This window comes from Aurantibacillus circumpalustris (genome assembly GCF_029625215.1).
In the GTDB taxonomy this organism is placed as follows: domain Bacteria; phylum Bacteroidota; class Bacteroidia; order B-17B0; family Aurantibacillaceae; genus Aurantibacillus; species Aurantibacillus circumpalustris.
The window spans coordinates 824,217-845,371 of record NZ_CP121197.1; the positions used below are offsets into that span (position 1 = coordinate 824,217).

The window sequence follows — 21,155 nt, forward strand, 5'->3', positions numbered from 1 at the left end:
ATTATGGATTATTAATTGTTACGCCTTTTGGCAAAATTTCATTGATGAAGGTTGATTCGTTTTTGGATTCTTTATTTTCCTCTTTAGCCGTTTTTTGCGGAAGCATATCGAGCCATTCTTGATAATTTATTATTTTCCAATTTCCTTCAACGTCTTCCACAAGTGCGGTGAGACTTTCCACCCAATCGCCTGAGTTGAGGTATTCAATTCCATTAATTTCCTTTATGGCAGGTTGATGAATATGACCGCAAATTATTCCATGGCATCTACGCGATTTAGCAACCTTTACTAATTCGTTTTCATAATCTGAAATAAATGAAACGGCTGACTTCACTTTTGCCTTTACTATCTGAGATAATGAATAATAAGGCATTCCACGTTTTTCTCGGTAAGAGTTATAATGACGGTTTAGCCACAATAAAAAAGTGTATCCCACATCACCGAGTTTTGCAATCCATTTAAGTTTGGAGGTAATGCTATCGAATAAATCACCGTGCGTAACAAAATATTTTTTCTGAACGCCATAATGCACATAGTATTTTCTAATGGAAAAATTACCTATACGCAACGGCATTATTTCTTCAAGAAAATCATCATGGTTTCCACGTATGTAAATAATCTTACACTTGTTTTTAGAAGTTAAACTAATGATGTGTTTAAAAAAATTGCTGTGTTGTTTTGTCCACTTGCCGCTTTTTCTTAATTGCCAGCCATCTATGATATCTCCGTTAAGAATAAGGGTTTCACACTTATGGTGTTTTAAGAAGTTTACAACTTCTTTAGCTTTACTGGCTTTAATTCCAAGGTGAATGTCAGAAAGAACAATAGTTTTGTAAAAGGTCTTCATTAAAAGAGTTTTACAAATTTGGTGATACTACATCACCACAACATGAAGAGAGATTTAACTTTAAATTAAAAAAACCCGTGCGTATGTTACACACGGGTTAAGTAAAATAAAGGTTAGGTTTACGCTTATTCTACAATTATCTTTTTAAGAACATTACCAGACTTAGAAACTATTTGAACAAAATAAACTCCTTTTGTAAGTCTATTCACATTTAAAGAAGTATTTGAGAAATAGTTTTGTTCTTCTATAACAATTTTACCTAGAGCATTTACAAGTTTAATCGCAACTGTTTTCTCATTTTCAAAAGAAATGTTTATTTCATTGATTGCAGGATTTGGATAAACTATGTAGTTCAATTCATTTGAGCTGAAATTTTGTAAAGAAGTGCATTCTGATACAGTTTGTGTTATTACTGCCTTCGCAGAACAGTTCTGAGTGTCTGTACCCGTAACCGTATAGGTCGTGTTTGTAATTGGATTAACAGCTATTGCAGGAATTGAAGCACCGGTGTTCCATAGATAAGAATTTGTTCCACTTGCAGTTAAAGTAACAGTTTCACCGGTGCATATAATGTCCTTAGAAGAATTCAAAGTAAGAACCGGTAAAGGATTAACAATTACTGTTTTTGAATTGGATGCCTTACATCCATCAACACTCGTTCCTGTTACCGTAAAACCAGTTGTGCTTGTTGGGCTAAGTGTTAGGCTTGTGGCAGAAGCTCCTGTATTCCACGAATAGGTTGCTGCTCCATTTGCACTTAATGTCGTTATTTCTCCCAGACATATAATCGTCGGTGTTGCATTTAAAGTTACAATTGGTAGCGGGTTAACAGTTATTGATTTAATTAAGCTGGTAGCGCAACTTGCTGAACTCATTGCCAACAATGTATAATTCCCTGAAGCGCTAGGTGTAAATGAAATGATTGAAGTTGAAGTGACAGAATTGTATGAATAACTCGTGGCGCCAGAAAGCGTTTGAGTAATTGTACTACCAATACATACAGCAGTTGGCCCTACTACAGAAATTGTTGGAGTTGGGTTTACTGTCAAGCTCCTTGTAATGGATCCTGTGGCGCAATTTGTACCCCCAACAATGGCAATCGAATAATTACCACTACTGGTTACTGCAAGAGTGTTAGAATTGGCTCCACTTATTGCATTTCCATTATTACTCCACTGATAGGTAACACCCGTAGCGCTTGACACGCTCAGTATAGGAGGATTATTTGAACACGCATTTGTTGTACTTCCCGAAATAGCTAAAGAACTTGAAAGCGGGCTCGAACAACCTGGAATTCCCCAAAAAGTTAGAGTACTGCTAACTTCATTTGCCGCAATAACAATGTGCTGACCGTTAGGGCTTTGGAATTGCGGAATGAAAATAATCCCCTCAGAACCAAGATCAGGACCGTTTGAAGGTAAACTTCTGTTATTTACATACGTTACAAAAAATGGAGCCAATGGATTAGTAACATCATAAACCACAACACCTCCAATACGCTCGAGAGCAATGAAAGCATAAATATTCGAACCAATAGTTCCAATTGCAACACCTTCGGGTTCTGGACCTTTATCATCGCTTCTATCTTTCTTGGTTGCATTTGTGTTGCTAGCATTAAATAAAACTGAGAAAGAATTGGTTGCGGTTATTAATTCGAAATCATCCTTACTATCATAAACCTGATTGCCAGTAGTAGCATTCCAAATTGAAAAGGAACGGGAACCATAACAATAAATAGTATCAATGTCATTATCATTGTCAATATCGCCGTTAGCGTTGGTTGCATTGAGTCTTCCTAGTACATAATTATTTTGCAACTCAGCTGAATTTGGAAATTTCGTTGGATCAAGAATTAATGTTGAAATTCTTTTTTCTTCTGAATACCCTGTATAATCTCTTGAATCGCCCTCGTTTGCACTAATAATGTAATTAACCCCACCCACAGTATAAGAGGCAATTGCATCCGGCATGTAAAATCCTTTCACCGGAAAGTTTGAAATATTAACCCCCTTAGTAACATTTGACGCATCCAAACCGTTGTTTAATAAAGAAAAATCTTTTGTACCTAAAGCTTTAATGTAATTTATGGTGTTTGTTGTTAAATTAATTTCCACAATTGCATTGTTTTCTTGAAGACCAACCCATGCTTTTGTATCATCTTTTGAAACGGTAATATATTCCGGTTCAAAATCTTTAGAAGCGCTTGCATTCAAACCGAAAATTCGAATACCCTGATTTCTTAAAGTACTTTCTTGTCCATTATAAACCGTAAATGTAACATGAGCAACGTTTGATTGCGTGAGAGAAGATATACCTCCGGAGATGTTTATTATACTCACAGATCCGTCAGGATCATTGGTGTAGGCTGCATTCGGCTCTCCTTCATTCGCTGTTAATACTTTCGTACCTGCTTGATTAAAGGTTATCATATCTGGCATCATTCCAACTTTTACCTGGTTTAGATAAACACCATTTGTGTTAAAGAAAACAACTTTACCGGAATCCTGTGGATTTGTTCCATTTTCAATTGCCGCAGCAACAATTCCGTTTCTAACGGCCACTGAATTAATATTTCCGTAAGTAGTAATAGGAACAGAATAAAGTAAAACTGGGTTTGCTGGATCTACAAAATCTACAATATCCAACTTCGCGCCGATACTGTTTGCGATAAACAAGCGCTGCGTTCCAGGGTCATGTGCTACAATCTCAGCAGAATTAGAACCACTAACGCCATTTGAAAAACTACCAATTAAATTTAATGATAATGTGTTTGCTGGTGAAGGAATAATTTTATCATCATCGCCAATGTAAAATGCAAACTGACTGATTGTTCCCATGTTCGCGTTTTGAGGGCTACTTAAACGCAGTATGATGTATTCTGAGCTTTCAACCAAAGCATCGTTCGTAAGATTAATTGTAATAGATGCCGTTGAATTAACAGGCGCATTAGCGGCAAAAGTTACGGTGCTCACGCCCAGCGCATAGTCTCCTGAAGTTGCATTAGATAAGGTTGAAACGCTCACTGAAATTGCCGAAGATGCAGAACTAGTTGAAGTTAGTTTTAAAAAAACTGCTGCGGATGATGCGTTCTCCATCACAGTTGTATCATTACTCAAAAAAGAAATTGTTGCAGGTGTTACCACAGGGATATTTCCTGATATTGTTACATCATCAATTTTAAAATTAGAGGCCGTTCCTGTTCTTACAAAAGTCCACTTAATGTATAGATTGGTTTGATTCGCCGCCCCAACCGGTAATAGTAACCCAGGCCCTGAAACCAAATCCCAATTACCAGCAGCGGCTTCAGTATAAGTGATTGTATTATAGGTGGTACCATTCGTACTCCAAGCTAAGGTGTAAGTTGCATTTGTATTGTATCCTGCAGAAGACTTACGCATTCCAAAAGAAAGTGCCACGTTAGAATAGCCAGTCGTGCTTACTAATAAGATTGCTTCTGAAGTTCCCAAAGGCGATGTTGCTTGTGGCGAACCGGAAGTGTTTGTAAAGGTTGTTGAATTTCCTTCTCCCAAACATGCACCACCCGAAGCTCCAGCGTATCCAGAAGACGCATTATTTGTGCTTATGTTCATTCCTAAACCAAAAAAAGTCCAACCACTTGGGTTAACATTTGCTACTGTGCCGAAAGTAGTTGAATAAACTATTGTTTGTGCATTCATAATGCTTGCGGAATACAAAACGAAAAGCAATAGACAATTTTTTAATAATAAGAACTGTGCGCTTTTTGATTGAGTAAAAAGGTAAATTTTTTTCATTTTTTTTTCGATAAGGTTAACCCCGCGAAGAAAAAAAAATTCATTTAGAGAAGTGTTTTTCTAAGATTACTGATTCATGATGTTTTTAGTCAGAAATGTTATCTCTGAGTTAGCGAAGAATAAATTTTCTTTGTGATAAATTTACATTTGTCTTTCAAAAGCCTCGAACTCACCACTTTTGACTTATAAATATTTCATTATATTTACGACTCACAAAATTATTATTATGCAAAAAACACTGAAAGCTTTAGGTCTAAAGGAAATAAATGATGGATGTTCGACTGGTCAAAACTGGTTTGCAAATGGAGAAATTTTAGAATCCTATAGCCCCGTTGATGGAAAATTAATTGCGAAAGTAAAAACCGCTACTCAGGAAGATTATCAAAAAATAGTAAAAACAGCAGATGAGGCATTTAAATATTGGAGAACGTTGCCAGCACCTAAACGCGGAGAAATTGTACGTCAGTTTGGAGATAAATTACGTGCTAAAAAAGCAGACCTTGGTAAACTTGTTTCTTACGAAATGGGGAAATCTCTTCAAGAAGGTTTAGGCGAAGTTCAGGAAATGATTGACATATGTGATTTTGCTGTAGGACAAGCACGTATGTTATATGGAACGCAGTTTCACAGTGAACGACCTAAGCACAGAATGATGGAGCAATGGCATCCACTTGGAATTGTTGGTATTATTTCTGCTTTTAATTTTCCTGTTGCGGTATGGGCTTGGAACACCGCACTTGCATGGATTTGTGGCGACGTTTGTATTTGGAAACCTTCCGAAAAAACTCCTTTGTGTTCTATCGCTTGCCAAAATATATGGAATGAAGTTGCAATAGAAAATGATTTACCCGAAGGCATCTCTAGCATTGTAAATGGTGATCATGTTGTTGGAGCGCTAATGACTGAAGACCCACGTCTTCCTTTAATCTCAGCAACAGGATCTACACGAATGGGTAGAATTGTTGGAACTGCGGTTGCAGAACGTTTTGGAAAAAGTATTTTAGAATTAGGTGGTAACAACGCTATTATCATTACTGAAAATGCCGACTTACACATGACAATTGTAGGTGCTGTTTTTGGAGCAGTAGGAACTGCGGGACAACGTTGCACCTCAACCCGTCGTTTAATTATTCACGAATCAGTTTATGATACTGTAAAAGAAAACTTAATCAAAGCCTACGGGCAATTAAAAATCGGCGATCCGTTAGATGAAAAAAATCATGTTGGACCATTGATTGACAAAGAAGCAGTAAGAAATTACCAAAGTTCTATTGAAAGCATTATTGCTGAAGGTGGTAGAATAATTGTGGAAGGTGGGGTTTTAGAAGGTCGCGGATATGAAAGTGGTTGTTACGTAAAACCTGCCATTGCAGAAGCAAAAAACGATATGGCCATTGTACAACATGAAACTTTTGCACCGATATTATATTTAATAAAATACAAAACCTTAGATGAAGCTATTGACTATCAAAATGCGGTGCCACAAGGTTTATCAAGCGCTATCATGACAACCAATATGCGTGAAGCTGAATTGTTTTTAAGCGCTATGGGTAGCGATTGCGGAATTGCTAACGTGAACATTGGAACCAGCGGTGCAGAAATTGGCGGAGCATTTGGTGGTGAAAAAGAAACAGGTGGTGGACGTGAAAGTGGCTCTGATGCATGGAAAGCCTATATGCGTAGACAAACAAATACATTAAACTGGGGAGACACTTTACCTTTAGCGCAAGGAATTAAATTTGATTTGGGGTAAGGTTATTTTCGTATAAGATTAATCCTTTTGTGTTGCATTTTCTAAAACCTCTTCTTTAAAAGGGTTGCGGGGAATCCATTCTGCCGGTTGTAAAAACGAAATAAACGGCTTTTGAATGATACGTGAAATTGTGTTTTGAGGTTTTATATAACAAATCAAATCCTCAGCCTTTGCTCCTACCGTTGTCTTTATTTCCGCAGCGGTTCTCCCTAAATTAATAGTGCGTCGCTTGTTTTTAATGGCTTCATTGATTGCGCAGTAGAGCAAGTTTTGATAAAGATCATATTCGTTATTCAATGTGTAGTCAAAGCCAATGTAATGAGCCTCTACGGACCCATCCTCCATCAAAAAACTACTACCAAAAGCAACTAACTTATTTTCCAAAAAATAACCAATCACTGTGAATTTTGTTGGAAAAAGCTCTTTTACACAGCTGAAATAATCATGCGGTAATTTAATCAACTTGAACTTTGCATTTTTAAAAATCTCCTCATACAAGGCGTAAATGCGTTTTTCGTGAGCGCGAATCTCTTCGAGGTTTAATTCTTGTATTTCAATGTCAGACGTTTTCTTCAAAATGTTCTTTGCACGATTGCGGTATTTTTTTGAGAAAAGATTTATGTATTCTTCAATCGTTTTTACATCTTCAGGTATAGTTACAAGCATGTTAGGCTCAACATAGAATTGAGAATATTTATCCGAATCAAACAATTCAGCAGGCTCTAATGGTTTCACAAAATCTTTTAGTAAAATTGCAGAAATGGTTCCGCGTAATTTTTCTTCTTTCGAAACCAGGTCTGTAATTTTTAAAAGTAGTTCGCTAGCATCATTTTGTTTAATGTGTTTGTCGAAAATAAAACCATACTCTCCACTCACCAAATTATTTCCACAGGTAAACAAGCGCAACAACACTTCATTTTTATTTGAATCAATATAGCGTTCAAATAAGTTCATACGTTTAGATTTTATGCTTTCCACCTGCTGACTTAGTATGTCTCCAAAAATTTCTGCTTTAAAATCTATTACCTGAAAATAAATTATGCCACAGGGGGTTTTGTGTTTGTAGACAATAACGTAACGACACATTAATTTTGTGTGCTGTCCGTTCTCTATAATTTTTAAATACTCCTTTTCTAAAAAGGTACTTTTATTTGCTGTAATCGCATCCCAATCTATGGAAGGAATCATGTCTGCTTTTTCGAACAATGAAAAAGAAAACTCTTCATTAATTTTCCGGAAAGGCAAAAAGCGTTTTTTAGAAGAAACAGGCTTGCAAAAGCTAAACATAGTGGGAATAAATTTACTAATTAAAACGGTGAGATTTAGCCTGCTTCTTTCTTAATAAACGATAAATAAAACCTCAAAAAAGAAGTATATTTAAAACCAAATGAATCTGGATTTAAGCCATATAAACCCCATTGATCAAGTAGGGATAGAAGAACGGGTTGCCCGTTTTAACACACGCAGTCTTAAAAAAAACACTAAGACCAATGCCTTAAAACTAGTGTTAAACATGATTGATCTTACCACACTTGAAGGCAAAGATACAGAGGCCAAAATAAAACAGCTGTGTTATAAGGCCGAGCACTTAAGTGATGATCTTCCAGATTTACCTAATGTTGCTGCCATTTGTGTTTATCCCAATCATGTAAAGACAGCAAAATTAGCACTGGCAGGAAGTTCGGTCAAAGTTGCGTCGGTGGCTACAGCCTTTCCAAGTGGAAACTCGACTTTAAAAATAAAACTAGAAGACACAAAATTTGCTATTGAAAACGGTGCTGATGAAATTGACATGGTGATTAGTCGCGGTGAATTTTTAAAAGGCAATTACAATTTTGTGTTTGATGAAATTTCAGCTATTAAAGAGGTTTGTGGTAAAATTACGCTTAAAGTTATTTTAGAGACAGGCGAATTGTCTACTTTGGATAATGTGCGAAAAGCCAGTGAAATTGCGATGTATGCAGATGCCGACTTTATTAAAACCTCAACAGGAAAAATTCAACCAGCAGCAACTATGCCAGTAACATTGGTAATGCTAGAAGCAATAAAAGAATATCATTTCAAAACCGGTAAAATAATTGGCATGAAACCTGCAGGCGGAATTTCTACTGCAAAAAACGCTCTGCAATACTTAGTGATGCTTCAGGAAACACTTGGTTCAACGTGGATGACTAACAAGTACTTTCGATTTGGTGCAAGTAGTTTGGCAAACGATATTATTTTACAATTGGGAAAAGAGCAGCACGGTGCCTATTATAGCAAAGATTATATTAGTATTGACTAACCTGCTGTATCGCTTGATTTAAGCGCTTATCCTCGGCTCCTGAAATAATTGTAAAAAGCGTTCCGGTTTTTTCTACCTCAACCTTATTCATATTAAAGAGCAGTTCTCGGCTGTGTTTATTTTGCCTCTGTTCATCTTTCACCCAAGGAATTTGATTGTCCGTAATAAAATAGTGATCGTATTTAATTGTTTTTACATGCTCTTCTATAAAAACAGGTGTCGTTTGAAACTCAAGCTCTGCCCATATTTTTAAAGTAATTAATGTGGTGTCACAAAACATAAACCGAGTTGCTTTTTTTATTAAAGTTTTCTCAAGCGCGATTTGTTTTTTAGCGATTATAACAAGATCTTCCAAAGTATAATTATAAATATCAGAATCATTAAAGTATTCACGCGCATATTCAGATACCCAAACCGTTCCGTAATATTTCGCTAATTGTTCGCACAACCAAGTCTTACCTGAGCTTTCAGCACCAACAATTCCAATTTTTATAATACTTCCTTCCGCCATTTTAACCAACCATAAAAGGCTATTACTGTAAAAATTAAATTTAATACTGCGAATAACCACATGTCTTTAAGTACATATAAGAGAATATATGTTGCGTCAATAAAGACCCAAATTATCCAATTTTCCACATATTTTTTTGTCATCATGTAGGTTGTTGTTAGGCTACAAGCGGTTAAAATAGAGTCTAACAGTGGTCTATCTCCTTTATAATAAATCAGCAGGTAATAATAAACTACAGCTTGTACAACGGTAATTAAAATGTATAAAGGGATATAACGCAGATTCATTTTTTTAACCAAAAAAGTTTCGTTCATTTTTTGAGTCCAATAAATCCAACCATAAACACCGGCAAAAAAATAAAAAATTTGTAGCGCCATATCACCAAACAAACGTTCGTTATAAAATTCAATGATAGAGGTTACTACAGAAATAAGAGCAAATGGCCAACACCAAATGGTTTGTTTAATGGTTAACCAAACACCCAAGGTGCCTGTAATTAGAGCAATAATACCTAGCAGTGACATTATTCCAATTCGATATTATGTTTTTTAAACTCAGCCAATACCTTCAAAAAGTTTTCGTAAGGTAACTCAGCATTCCATATATAGGAATTAAAAGCTATGCCGTGAAAGCCATAGTTCTGTGACTTAAGAATTGTTATGGGAGCAGTTCCGCCGCGCGCAACTAATTTTTTACCGCTGTTTTTATTTGCTGCAATAACACCGTCTTCATAAAACCCACTATATAATTCACCTGTCATATTACTATAAGTAGTTCCAATCAAATAATAGTCAAAGTTTTGTTCTTCCTCTACATATACTTGTTGCAATCTTGAGTAGGAGCGGCTTTTAGAAGTCTCTCCGAATTTTAATTTTAAACGTAAACGGGTAAATACATACTTCCATTTAGTAGATAAATGGTTTTTGCTCAAATGAATCCCTTTTAAATTAAATTTTAAGGCGAGGCTATGGTGGGAATGAATAACAATGCGATTATGAAAATGTTTTGGAATTTCCTTTAGATAAGCTGCCATTTGATTTGTAGAATACCTAGGTTTTCTAAGGTGCAAGGTTTTTAGACCGCTCTCAAACATCTTTGTTACCAAGGTTTGTTCATCTTCAACATCTTTAGACGGCGTTATGACAACTAATTTCATCTTTTTACTTTTTGTAAGAATAAAGTTTTTTCTTAAAAACAAGAACTTAACTCTGTCAATAAATATACATTTTTTTCTAGCGCATTTCCAATCACGACCATATTTGCACCAGCCTTTATTACTTCTTTAATTTTTTTCGAAGAATCAATGCCGCCACCTACAATCAAAGGAATATTGATCTCTTTTTTTATGCTCTTTATTAAATCTGAAGAAATATTTTTTGCTGCGCCGCTACCAGCTTCCAAATAAATGGCTTTAAATCCTAATTGCTCAGCGGCAACTGCAGTATTTATAATATATTCTCCTCTTAGCGGATTTAGCGGAGTCGTATTCGTTACCTGCTGTGTAACAGATGTTTTTCCGCCATCAATAAGCAAATAGGCAGTTGACAAATAGTTTAAATTCATCTTTTTAATGATTGGCGCAGCCGTTATGTGCTTTTCAATAAGATAATCAGGATTTCTTCCTGAGAGCAAACTCAATAATAGTAGGCCGTCAGCTTGTTTGCATAATTGTGTTTCGTCACCAGGAAAAAGTACTACCGGAATTTTTGATAATTTTTTAATACTTGAAACGGTTTTACTTACATCTCCTTTTTCTAACCTACTACCACCAACCAAAAAACAGGACACTTTGTTTTTGTTAGCAAGCAAAATAAGTTCCTTGTTAAACTTATCAGGATCTACCAATACCGCCAGTAAAGGTTTCCCAGGCACTTGTATTTTTTTTATCAGACTTTTAAAGCTCATGTAAAACGTAAACCATTTTGTAACCCTCTATTTCTTCGCCAATCATTTTGTAATTCTTCTTAAAATCTTTCATTACAATTCTTCCAGTAATTTCATTTCCATTAAATGGCTCAACAACTAAATTCTTAATAAACTCAACTTCTTTTAAGCCATAAACTTTGTACATGGCTTCTTTTGCTGCCCACATGGTTATAAGCTTGCCAGGATCGTTATTTGCAAAAGCCAACTCTTCTTCATTCAAAAATTTGGTCTGAATATTTATAACCTTATCTCTAATTTGTTCAATGTCGATTCCTGTATTCTCTTTTGTATTCAAAATTATCACCAATTTATCGTGTGAGTGCGAAATAGAGATATGTTCTGTTCTTCCATTTAAATAGGGCTTGTTTTCATCTGTATAAGCTAAAGAAAAACCCTCGTTTTTTAACAAATTTTCTAAAAGATAGCGGGTGCCGGCTTTTTCCAAATCACGCTTGAAAACAATATTTTCTTGCACTGAAAAAGCCCTGAGATCAAGCATTCCTATTGATATATAATCGTTTATAGTCCTTATATTCAGCACCAAATAAATAGTTGAGGATTACAAACTTATGACTTATCTTTGTAATCCTTAAAAAAATAACGATTTAAATAAAAAACATGTCAGCAACAGCAACAAAGTACACCGCGTACAAAGTAAAAGACATCTCATTAGCAGAATGGGGTCGTAAAGAAATTAAATTAGCAGAAGAAGAAATGCCAGGATTAATGGCGCTTCGTGCTGAATATGGTGCTAGCAAGCCTTTAAAAGGTTCTCGTATTGCAGGCTGTCTTCACATGACTATTCAAACTGCCGTATTAATTGAAACGTTAACCGCTTTAGGTGCAGAAGTTACCTGGAGCTCGTGTAATATTTTCTCTACTCAAGATCATGCAGCAGCAGCTATTGCAGCAGCTGGTATTCAGGTTTATGCTTGGAAAGGTATGACTGCTGAAGAATTTGACTGGTGTATTGAACAAACCTTATGGTTTGGCGAAGAGCGCAAGCCTTTGAATATGATTTTAGATGATGGTGGCGATTTGACCAACATGGTATTTGATCAGTTCCCAGAATTAACAAAAGGAATTAAAGGTTTATCAGAAGAAACAACTACTGGCGTTCACCGTTTATACGAGCGTATGAAAAACGGAACTTTAGTGATGCCAGCTATTAATGTAAACGATTCTGTTACTAAATCAAAATTTGATAATAAATACGGTTGTCGCGAATCTTTAGTAGATGCAATTCGTCGTGCTACTGATATTATGTTAGCTGGTAAAGTGGCAGTTGTTGCTGGATATGGTGATGTTGGAAAAGGTTCTGCTCAATCTTTATCTTCTCAAGGTGTACGTGTTATTGTTACTGAAATTGATCCAATTTGTGCTTTACAAGCGGCAATGGACGGTTACCAAGTCCAAAAAATGGATAACGCGGTTAAACTTGCAGATATAATTGTTACAACAACTGGAAACAAAGACATCGTAGTTGGTCGTCATTTCGAATCTATGAAGCATGGCGCTATCGTTTGTAACATCGGTCACTTCGATACTGAAATCGACATGGCTTGGTTAAACAAAACCTATGGTAAAACTAAAGATGTTATTAAACCACAAGTTGATAAATATACTATCAACGGAAAAGACATTATTGTTTTAGCAGAAGGCCGTTTAGTAAACTTAGGTTGCGCGAATGGTCACCCTAGCTTTGTAATGAGTAATTCCTTTACAAATCAAACAATGGCTCAACTCGAATTATGGAATAACACTGCTGCTTATGAAAATAAAGTATATGTGTTACCAAAAATTCTTGACGAAAAAGTTGCTCGTCTTCACCTTGGTAAAATTGGTGTTGAATTAGATACTTTAAATAAAGAACAAGCTGATTATATTGGTGTAAAAGTAGAAGGTCCGTTTAAATCGGATGCTTATAGATACTAGTCTAGTATTATATTCTAAATAATTTAAAAACCTCAACAAGTGTTGGGGTTTTTTTATGCCCTATGCGTTGATCCTAAATTTCAGCAATTGTTTCGTATGTAAGATTTATACAGAATAGGTAAGTTTTTCAAGATGGTATAAGGATAGCTTTGTTTCATAATACAAACCCTATGAAAAAAGTTTATTCTAAAATAAAGGTTATGACATCTATTTGTCTACTTTTTGTGACTTATACAATGGCATCACAAAACACTGTAAAACCAATCGTTAGACTACAATTAAACACCACGAGTTTTAACGACGAAACTGTGTTTTACTTTGAACAAGGTGGCACAACTTCATTTCAATCATCATTTGACGCCTATAAACTTCTTTCAGGCAATCATCCTTACATTGGAAGTATGAGTGATTCTATTCTCACTAGTATTAGCGGTTTACCAGCGTTACCAGTTAATTTAAACATTCGGGTTAAGGCTATCACCCCTTCAACAGGAAGTTTTACTTTTTCTTCTTTAACTGAAGATTTTCCGGAAGGTATTTGCGTGACTTTATATGACGCGTTTACTGGATTAAGCACCAATATTCTAAGTTCAACCTATGTTTGTACTTTGTACGACACCACAAGCATGGCAAGATTTACAATGAATTTTTTCACAACAGATCTCACTGTGAGTAGCTTTGTGAAACGTGCGGAGTGCCAATCAGCAAATGGAATGATTGTAGTTAATAGCGTTGGGATGTGTAATTTTGAATGGAAAAACAGCTCAGGGATTTTAAAAACATCGCTTAATAAAATGGTTGGTGATACTTTATCGAATCTAAATGGTGGCATTTATACCGTAAACGTTAGCGATGCTGGCGGCTGTGGAAATTTCTCTACTTCCTTTGTTATGGAACAGGTAATTACACCTACTGCCTCGTTCTCATCAGATCTTTCAACAAACGTTATCTCAAACAATCAAGTTGTAAACTTCACAAACAGCTCCACCAATGCACATTACAGCTCATGGGATTTCGGTGATAAAAGTGGGATTTGGTATCTTACAAATCCTTCTCACAACTACCTGACACCTGGAACCTATACAGTTACCTTAATTACTGAAAGCATCCACCACTGCAAAAATCAAGCTCAAAAAGTTATTACTGTTGTTGATGGTGTTACTGGAATCAGTGAACTTTCTCAAAACACTGAAATAAAACTATTCACGCTTGGGCAAGGGCTTTATTCTATTAATTTGACGAATGATGTTTCAGAAAACTACCTTATTACTCTATCAGACCTAAATGGAAACGTGATTAAAACAAGCAAACTAGAGCAGGTAAAAGATGTGAGTGAAAGCTTTGATTTAAGCTCCCTGTCCTCAGGAATGTATTTACTTAAAGTATCTAACGATAATAACTCAGCTAAAACATTTAAAGTAATAAAGTAATTAATTTTTCTTTAAACTCCGGATCATTTCACCGAAGTTTTGTTTTTTATACATTGCGTTCATAATATTTACGATGCGTCCCGCTCTTGTATCAAAACCTTTTGCGGCCAACACGTAATTATGAAAATAGTTTTTATGTGACAGAGTAAACGAATTAAATTGTTGAAGCGCCACAGGATCTTCGTTCAAACAGTCCATTAATTCCTGCGATTGCAAGGCTTCTGATTTATCTAATTCGAATTTAACGCTAATCATCGCACCTTCTTTTTTGCCTAATTTTTTGCGAAGCTCTGCATTAATAGCAATAATAAAATTACCATCTCCTATTGGGTATGTGGCCAGACGCTCAAATTTCACATCATCCATAAGACCTTTGATGCGAAATTCTTTTTTGGTTTTTAATTTGAGTTTGGGAATAATATCCGGTGGAATGTCTACATAAGTCCAGCCCGTTTTTTCGCCTTTGTTTGCGAATTTTAAGATGATGGATTTGAAGGAAAGCACCTTTCAAATATAAACACTAATTTCACGAATTACACTAATCTGGGATTGAATTGCATTTGTGCAATCAGTGAAATTCGTGTTTAAACCCTCTGCAATTCAATCACCGTAATCTCAGGCCAGATTCCAAGCCTTCCTGGATAACCCAAAAATCCTAGCCCACGGTTCACATACAAAAATTGTTCGCCGCTTTTGTAAAGCCCTGCCCAGTTTTTATAGACCCATTTAGCAGGACTCCATTTAATTCCAGGAATTTCAATACCTAATTGCATGCCATGGGTGTGTCCACTTAAAGTTAAATCTACATCTGGATATTCTGGCTGAACCTGCTTATCCCAATGACTTGGATCATGACTCATTAAAATTTTGTAAGGATACTCTGAAGTGTCTTTGTGCGCCAAATCCATTTTACCATATTTTGGAAAACGTAAACTACCACCCCAATTTTCAATTCCTAACAAGGCAATTTTTTGTCCGTTTTTTTCAATCGGCACATGTTCATTCATCAACAAGCGCCAACCGTATGATGCTTGTAGTGCTTTTAACTTATCTAAATTATCTTTTTTATGTTGCGCAGACTCCCACTCTACATAATCGCCGTAATCGTGATTGCCTAATACAGAAAACACACCGTGTGGCGCTTTCAAACGTTTAAAAATATCGGCGTAACCATCTGTTTCGTTAGCAACATTGTTTACTAAATCACCAGTAAATAAAATAAGGTCGGGGTTCTGCTTTATTACAATGTCAAACGCATCGTTCAAATGACTGTTCTCCATAAAAGATCCAACATGAATATCAGAAAGCTGCACTATTTTAAAACCATTAAATTCTTCAGGAATTTTGGTAGAAGGTACTTTAACATTGTGAACACGGTATTTATAAGCGCCTTTGACAATTCCATACAAAAAGCCGATAGCCGGAACAACGGTAAATGTAATAGCTACCTGGCTTAAAAATTTTAAACGACTGATGCCTTCAGTTTGAACGGCTATCTCAATCGGCCGACTTTGAAACAATGAAAAGATCCATCTAAACAAACGAATGATGTCGTCGATCAATAAAAAACTAATGCCAAGAATTTTACAAATCAAAATAATAAAAACTGCGGAAGAAATAAACCGCATCGTTACATTCCACTTGGTTGGCGGATAAACTATTGCAACCAGAGCCACAGTAATACTAAAGGCAGCAAAGAGGTAGGTGGTCCACAAAAGAATTTGCTTTTTATTTTGAGAGAAATCCTGACTAAAGGTTTTTACAGCCTGTAAAAAATAAAATTCTACTGCTAAAATTAAGATAAAAAAGAGTATAAAACGTACCATCATGAGGCTTCAAATGTACTATTATCAAAAGTTTGGTATTTACAAACCAATGTTAATTAATTCCAAAATCGGTCAACGGTACCTGCCCAGATTCTCTTACTTTTGAATAATAATCACCTTTGTAGGTATATTTAACTATGGCAAAAACACGTATTGGAATAATTTTTGGCGGACAAAGTAAAGAGCGTGAAATATCATTTGCCGGCGGTAGAACGGTGTATGACAATTTAAACAAATCGCTGTTTGAAGCAATTCCTGTTTTTGTTGACAGTTTTGGAAATTTTATTGAGCTGAATTGGGAGTTTATTTACAAAGGAACCATTCGTGATTTTTATCCTCCAGTTGAATTTTTACCTACTGATTCAAAGTTTCAATTATACGCGGAGAACTTAGGCGCGTTGAGCGTTCCAGAGCAAGATGCATTGGTTGAAAAAATTGGAAAAAAAATTAGTGTTAGCTCTCTTAAAGACAAAATAGATTTTGCTTTTCTCTGTCTTCACGGTCCGTTCGGCGAAGACGGACGTATTCAAGGTTTATTTGAGTTTCATCATATTCCATATAGCGGATCGGGTATTCTTGCTTCCACTATTGGCATTGATAAAGCGGTTCAAAAAGAAATGATGGTAAGTCGCGGATTTAATAGTCCAAATTACATTACCATAAAAAGAGACGATTGGATCAACGGAACAGCAAACAATCCACTCAAAACCGTTAAAGAAAAAATTGGGTTTCCATGTGTGGTAAAGCCTGCTAACCAAGGATCCAGCATAGGTATTAGTGTATTAAGTTCTGAAAACGAATTAGAATTTATGAGTGCCGTTGAAAAAGCATTTTTTACAAAATGGCTGGATGCTAAAGAATGGCAGGGCTTTTCGAGTGAGCAAAAATATGCTTATATAAAAACACTGGCAGATATTCGTGAAGGAATTGGAATGCCCTTGGTGATTTCTTATCCTAAAGAATTAAACGCTCCTGTAATTTATGATCCGAACGAACTCATTACTTTTTTAGATGCTCATTTGAAGTCCGGTCTACCAGTCGGCAAGGAAGGTGGCTTTGTACTAGAAAGTATAGACGGTGAAAGCACTGTGCTTGTTGAAGGATTTATAGAAGGAAAAGAATTCAGTTGCATTGTTTTAGAAAACGAACAAGGCAAGGCAATTGCGCTTCCTCCTACTGAAATAAGAAAAGGAAAAGAGTTGTTTGATTATCGAAGTAAATATTTACCAGGACTTTCAAGAAAAATTACACCTATTGATATTCCAGACGAGCAAATTGAATCGATTAGAAGAGATTGCGAAAAATTATTTTACGATTTACATTTTGACGTGTACGCCAGAATTGACGGCTTTTTAAGCAAAGACGGAAAAGTATTTTTGAACGACCCTAATACTACAAGTGGTATGATGCCTTCGTCTTTCTTTTTTCATCAGGCAGCAGAGATTGGATTAAACCCTTCTCAATTTTTAACTTTTATTATTCGTACTTCGCTTGCAAAAAGAATTATTCAATCGAAAGGAAACGTTAGCTATAAAAAATTGCTTATTGATTTAGATGAAGCTATTTTAAAAGATAAAAATGCATTAGATAACAAAACCCGTGTAGCTGTTGTTCTTGGCGGTTATTCGTCTGAACGACACATTTCAGTTGAAAGCGGAAGAAACGTCTTTGAAAAATTAGCATCTTCTGAAAAGTACACGCCATTTCCGGTATTTTTAACCGGTGATAATTCTGCTCATGAACTTTATCAAATTCCAATTAATTTATTGTTGAAAGACAATGCCGATGATATTAAAGAAAAAACAGAGCATTACAAGGTTCATGCGGTTATTAATAAAATAATGAAGGAGTGTGCAGAGATCACTAACAAGTACGCCGCAGCCAACCAAACACTTTCGCCTGAAAAATTAAGTTACGCTTCTTTAAAAGAAAAAGCCGACGAAGTATTTATCGCCTTGCATGGTAGACCAGGTGAAGATGGCGCTATTCAAGAAAAACTAGATGCGATTGGTTTACCTTACAATGGCTCTAATAAAGACAGCTCTTCTATCACCATTGATAAATACCGTACCAACGAAATTCTAAAAAATAACGGTTTCCTTATTGCCGAACATCTTTTGATTTCGAAAGAAGATTGGTTAAAAGACAAAAATAAATTTATAGAGCTTTTAAACACTACCATTAAATACCCTTTCATTGCAAAGCCAGTAGATGATGGCTGCAGTAGTGCCGTGAAAAAAATAAAAACCCTAGAGGAATTCGAAGCCTTTTGCACCCTTCTTTTCAGGACTAGCGAAGATTTTGATTTAAACGCAGCAAACATACTTCACATTAAACCAAAAGAAGAGTTTCCACAAAAACAAGTTGTGCTTGTTGAAGAACTTATTAGCAAAAGAGACGCCGAACATTTTTTAGAAATTACTGGCGGAATGCTTACGCGCTACAACAAACAAGGCGAATTGGAATATGAAGTCTTTGAAGCATCAGAAGCTTTGGCAGATGGAGAAATTTTAAGTTTGGAAGAAAAATTTTTAGCGGGTCAGGGTCAGAATATAACTCCAGCACGCTATGCCAAATCTACTGCAGACAGACAAAAAGTAAGTGATCAGGTTAAAGCTGCTTTAGGTGGCGCAGCAAAAGCACTGGGTGTTACAGGTTATTGTCGTATCGACGCTTTTGTGCGTGTATTTAAAGATTGTCGCGCTGAAATTATTTTTATTGAAGTGAATTCATTGCCAGGCATGACGCCAGCTACTTGTATTTTTCATCAGGCTGCAATTAATAATTACAAACCTTATGAATTTATCGACTCTATTTTGGACTTCGGTAAAAAGAGGTTAGCGGCTGTTTAAGTTAGTAAAGTGCAAGTCTCTTCTAGTTCATTTGCCTGCCTCCTGCAAATGAGTATCGGGAAGAGAAATGACAGAGACATTTGACCGGTCTCAATACTGCTGCGGCTAAAAGTTACTATGTCCATTACTTAGCTTTGGATATTTGCAGATAAAAAAATTGTTGTCTTCTTAAGTCCGCGCCAAATCATTACTTTTACAGCAATGGAGTTTGAAATAAAACCGCAAAATAAATTTAGTCTCGGCTTAAAAGAACTTTGGGAATACCGCGAGTTGTTTTATTTTTTTACACTTCGTGATATTAAAGTAAAATACAAACAAACCGTTTTGGGTTTTCTCTGGGCCATCTTACAACCATTGATCATGGCCTTACTTTTTACTTTTGTGTTAGGAAAAGCTATCAGCACTAACTCTTCGCTCTCTATGCCATACATGGTATTTGCTTTAAGCGGACTGGTTGTGTGGGGAATTTTTTCTTCAGGCCTTAACAATGCAGGAAATAGCATGGTAACGAATGCTAACATTATTAAAAAAATCTATTTCCCGCGTTTAATTATTCCAATCTCTTCTGTACTTGTTGGTTTATTTGATTTTTTTATGGCTCTCATAGTTTTTTTAGGGTACTGTTTTTACAAGGACATTCATTTCACATTACACGCGCTTATCTATTTTCCGCTAGCTATATTTCTAACTTGCATTGCTACCTTTGGTGCAGGGAGTTTACTTGCAGCTTTAAATGTTAAGTACCGTGACTTTCGCTACATCATTCCTTTTCTAATTCAATTTTTATTTTTTGCTACACCCGTTGTTTATTCACCAACGATGATTACTAACAAGTACGTGATTTGGATTTTTGCATTAAACCCAATGGCCGCGCCTATTGATATCTTTAGGGCTTCAATTGCAGGAGAATCGTTTAACCTGAATAGTGACTTAATAAGCATTGCTTCATCACTAGTTATTTTGATAATAGGCTTGGTGTATTTTAGAAAAACCGAAGCTTATTTTGCGGATTTGGCTTAATCTATTTATTCGCCTTTAAACCCTTATCCGTATAAAATTTTTCTATTTCGTCCCAAGGACCAAACATATGTTCCTTCTCCGAAAAACCATCCAAGTATGGTGCTTTAAAATAATCAATCGGTTTGGTTTTAATGTTTGCATAATCAACGTGTCCTGGCTTTGCTTTCGGACGTGGATGAATACTCCCATCATTAATAAAAGCTGCTACATCTAAAGCTTCCTGATCAGTTAGAACAGGTTTTTCGAGTGTGGCAATTTTATCAGGCATATTGTATTTAATAAAACTTGCAGCCTTAATAACACGGTGCATGCTTGAGCCCTCTTGGTAACTTTTTAACCCCCACAGAGGCGGATAAGTATATTTAGTGCCTTCCACATTCATTTCCCCTTGACCATCTTCTTGGTGACAGGTTTTGCATTGTTTTAAATATACTGCTTCGCCCCTTTTCGGATCCGCTTGTAATCTTTCATAATCAACGTATTTTAACGAGTAACCTTGGTGCTTTTCTGGATCATACTTTTCTCCCACCCATTTAATATAAGAAACAATTGCATTCATTTCTTTAGAGTCCAGCTTTAAGGGCTTACCGCTATGAGGTCTTTCAATACAATTGTTCACACGGTCTGACATTGTCAAAATCGCATTCTCCCTCGCTCTGTATTGAGGATATGTTTTATGAGAATTAAAAAAATTTAGTCCAAATGGTTTAGTACCATTATTTAAATGACAATTGGTGCACGTCATTTTATTTCCAAGATTTTTACTTACGATGCCTTCAGGTCCGATATAATAACTTGTATTTTCAATCAAACGTCGACCGTACTTTACTTGCCTTCCCCATTCATCGTCCTTTAAATCGCTTGTGTCAGGAGCCTTGTAAATTTCTACTAATGGTTTTTCTAGAACTTTTGGTGCTGGCACTTTATTGCTTCTTGTGTCACAGGAATACAAAAACAACAAGTTAATAAAAAGGATGAAGTACTGTTTCATAGTTAAT

At 35.9% G+C, this 21,155-nt stretch carries 17 protein-coding genes and 1 pseudogene; 7 read left to right on the forward strand and 11 right to left on the reverse strand.

The window, feature by feature from the left end; genetic code table 11:
* Nucleotide 1: 1 nt before the first annotated feature.
* Both P2086_RS03380 and P2086_RS03385 read right to left on the reverse strand, forming a co-directional pair.
* On the reverse strand, nt 2-847 hold the full coding sequence (locus P2086_RS03380; protein WP_317899026.1) for a UDP-2,3-diacylglucosamine diphosphatase: 846 nt from the start codon (nt 845-847) through the stop codon (nt 2-4).
* Between the two features lie 125 nt (nt 848-972).
* Nucleotides 973-4,620, reverse strand: coding sequence for a choice-of-anchor I family protein (locus tag P2086_RS03385; RefSeq protein WP_317899027.1), 3,648 nt, complete (start codon nt 4,618-4,620; stop codon nt 973-975).
* Between the two features lie 226 nt (nt 4,621-4,846).
* Between P2086_RS03385 and amaB the strand changes: the two genes are divergently transcribed.
* Nucleotides 4,847-6,373: an L-piperidine-6-carboxylate dehydrogenase gene (gene amaB / locus P2086_RS03390; RefSeq protein ID WP_317899028.1), complete on the forward strand. Its 1,527-nt coding sequence runs from the start codon at nt 4,847-4,849 to the stop codon at nt 6,371-6,373.
* Nucleotides 6,374-6,391: 18 nt separating this feature from the next.
* Here the strand turns inward: amaB and P2086_RS03395 are convergent, their stop codons facing one another.
* Nucleotides 6,392-7,660, reverse strand: a complete 1,269-nt coding sequence (locus P2086_RS03395) for a hypothetical protein (RefSeq protein WP_317899029.1) — start codon at nt 7,658-7,660, stop codon at nt 6,392-6,394.
* Nucleotides 7,661-7,760: 100 nt separating this feature from the next.
* On the opposite strand from P2086_RS03395, the gene deoC reads away from it, so the two are divergent.
* A complete protein-coding gene (gene deoC / locus P2086_RS03400; RefSeq protein ID WP_317899030.1) occupies nt 7,761-8,657 on the forward strand; it encodes a deoxyribose-phosphate aldolase in 897 nt (298 codons plus the stop codon).
* Here the strand turns inward: deoC and P2086_RS03405 are convergent.
* From P2086_RS03405 to P2086_RS03425, 5 genes are read right to left on the reverse strand one after another with little or no spacing between them, the layout of a single operon-like run.
* Entirely contained in the window at nt 8,644-9,168 is a 525-nt protein-coding gene (locus P2086_RS03405) for an AAA family ATPase (RefSeq protein WP_317899031.1), read from the reverse strand. The genes deoC and P2086_RS03405 overlap by 14 nt on opposite strands.
* Entirely contained in the window at nt 9,147-9,692 is a 546-nt protein-coding gene (pnuC, locus tag P2086_RS03410) for a nicotinamide riboside transporter PnuC (protein ID WP_317899032.1), read from the reverse strand. Before pnuC ends, P2086_RS03405 begins: the two co-directional genes overlap by 22 nt.
* A complete protein-coding gene (locus P2086_RS03415; RefSeq protein WP_317899033.1) occupies nt 9,692-10,324 on the reverse strand; it encodes a thiamine phosphate synthase in 633 nt (210 codons plus the stop codon). The genes pnuC and P2086_RS03415 overlap by 1 nt, the downstream gene beginning before the upstream one ends.
* A gap of 32 nt (nt 10,325-10,356) precedes the next feature.
* A complete protein-coding gene (locus P2086_RS03420; protein WP_317899034.1) occupies nt 10,357-11,073 on the reverse strand; it encodes a phosphoglycerol geranylgeranyltransferase in 717 nt (238 codons plus the stop codon).
* The gene (locus P2086_RS03425; RefSeq protein WP_317899035.1) at nt 11,063-11,593 is read right to left on the reverse strand and encodes a 4'-phosphopantetheinyl transferase family protein; all 531 of its coding nucleotides are present in this window, start codon (nt 11,591-11,593) and stop codon (nt 11,063-11,065) included. Before P2086_RS03425 ends, P2086_RS03420 begins: the two co-directional genes overlap by 11 nt.
* 119 nt (nt 11,594-11,712) lie before the next feature.
* On the opposite strand from P2086_RS03425, the gene ahcY reads away from it, so the two are divergent.
* Both ahcY and P2086_RS03435 read left to right on the forward strand, forming a co-directional pair.
* Nucleotides 11,713-13,029 carry an adenosylhomocysteinase gene (ahcY, locus tag P2086_RS03430; RefSeq protein ID WP_317899036.1) on the forward strand — a complete coding sequence of 439 codons (1,317 nt, stop codon included), beginning with the start codon at nt 11,713-11,715 and terminating at the stop codon, nt 13,027-13,029.
* A 170-nt stretch (nt 13,030-13,199) separates the two neighbouring features.
* Entirely contained in the window at nt 13,200-14,459 is a 1,260-nt protein-coding gene (locus P2086_RS03435; RefSeq protein ID WP_317899037.1) for a T9SS type A sorting domain-containing protein, read from the forward strand.
* On the opposite strand, the gene P2086_RS03440 is transcribed toward P2086_RS03435, so the two are convergent.
* Both P2086_RS03440 and P2086_RS03445 read right to left on the reverse strand, forming a co-directional pair.
* Nucleotides 14,460-14,963: a YdeI/OmpD-associated family protein gene (locus P2086_RS03440; protein ID WP_317899038.1), complete on the reverse strand. Its 504-nt coding sequence runs from the start codon at nt 14,961-14,963 to the stop codon at nt 14,460-14,462. It lies immediately after the preceding gene.
* Nucleotides 14,964-15,043: 80 nt separating this feature from the next.
* The gene (locus tag P2086_RS03445; protein WP_317899039.1) at nt 15,044-16,288 is read right to left on the reverse strand and encodes a metallophosphoesterase; all 1,245 of its coding nucleotides are present in this window, start codon (nt 16,286-16,288) and stop codon (nt 15,044-15,046) included.
* A 134-nt stretch (nt 16,289-16,422) separates the two neighbouring features.
* Between P2086_RS03445 and P2086_RS19105 the strand changes: the two are divergent.
* From P2086_RS19105 to P2086_RS03455, 3 genes and pseudogenes are all read left to right on the forward strand, one after another.
* Nucleotides 16,423-16,855 (forward strand): annotated as a pseudogene (locus tag P2086_RS19105) (hypothetical protein); the annotation flags it as partial.
* Nucleotides 16,856-16,905: 50 nt separating this feature from the next.
* On the forward strand, nt 16,906-19,137 hold the full coding sequence (locus tag P2086_RS03450) for a D-alanine--D-alanine ligase family protein (protein WP_441296765.1): 2,232 nt from the start codon (nt 16,906-16,908) through the stop codon (nt 19,135-19,137).
* 201 nt (nt 19,138-19,338) lie between these two features.
* Nucleotides 19,339-20,157, forward strand: a complete 819-nt coding sequence (locus tag P2086_RS03455) for an ABC transporter permease (RefSeq protein ID WP_317899041.1) — start codon at nt 19,339-19,341, stop codon at nt 20,155-20,157.
* A gap of 1 nt (nt 20,158) precedes the next feature.
* On the opposite strand, the gene P2086_RS03460 is transcribed toward P2086_RS03455, so the two are convergent.
* Nucleotides 20,159-21,148 (reverse strand): c-type cytochrome, encoded by a 990-nt coding sequence (locus P2086_RS03460; RefSeq protein WP_317899042.1) that lies wholly within the window; start codon nt 21,146-21,148, stop codon nt 20,159-20,161.
* Nucleotides 21,149-21,155: the final 7 nt, after the last annotated feature.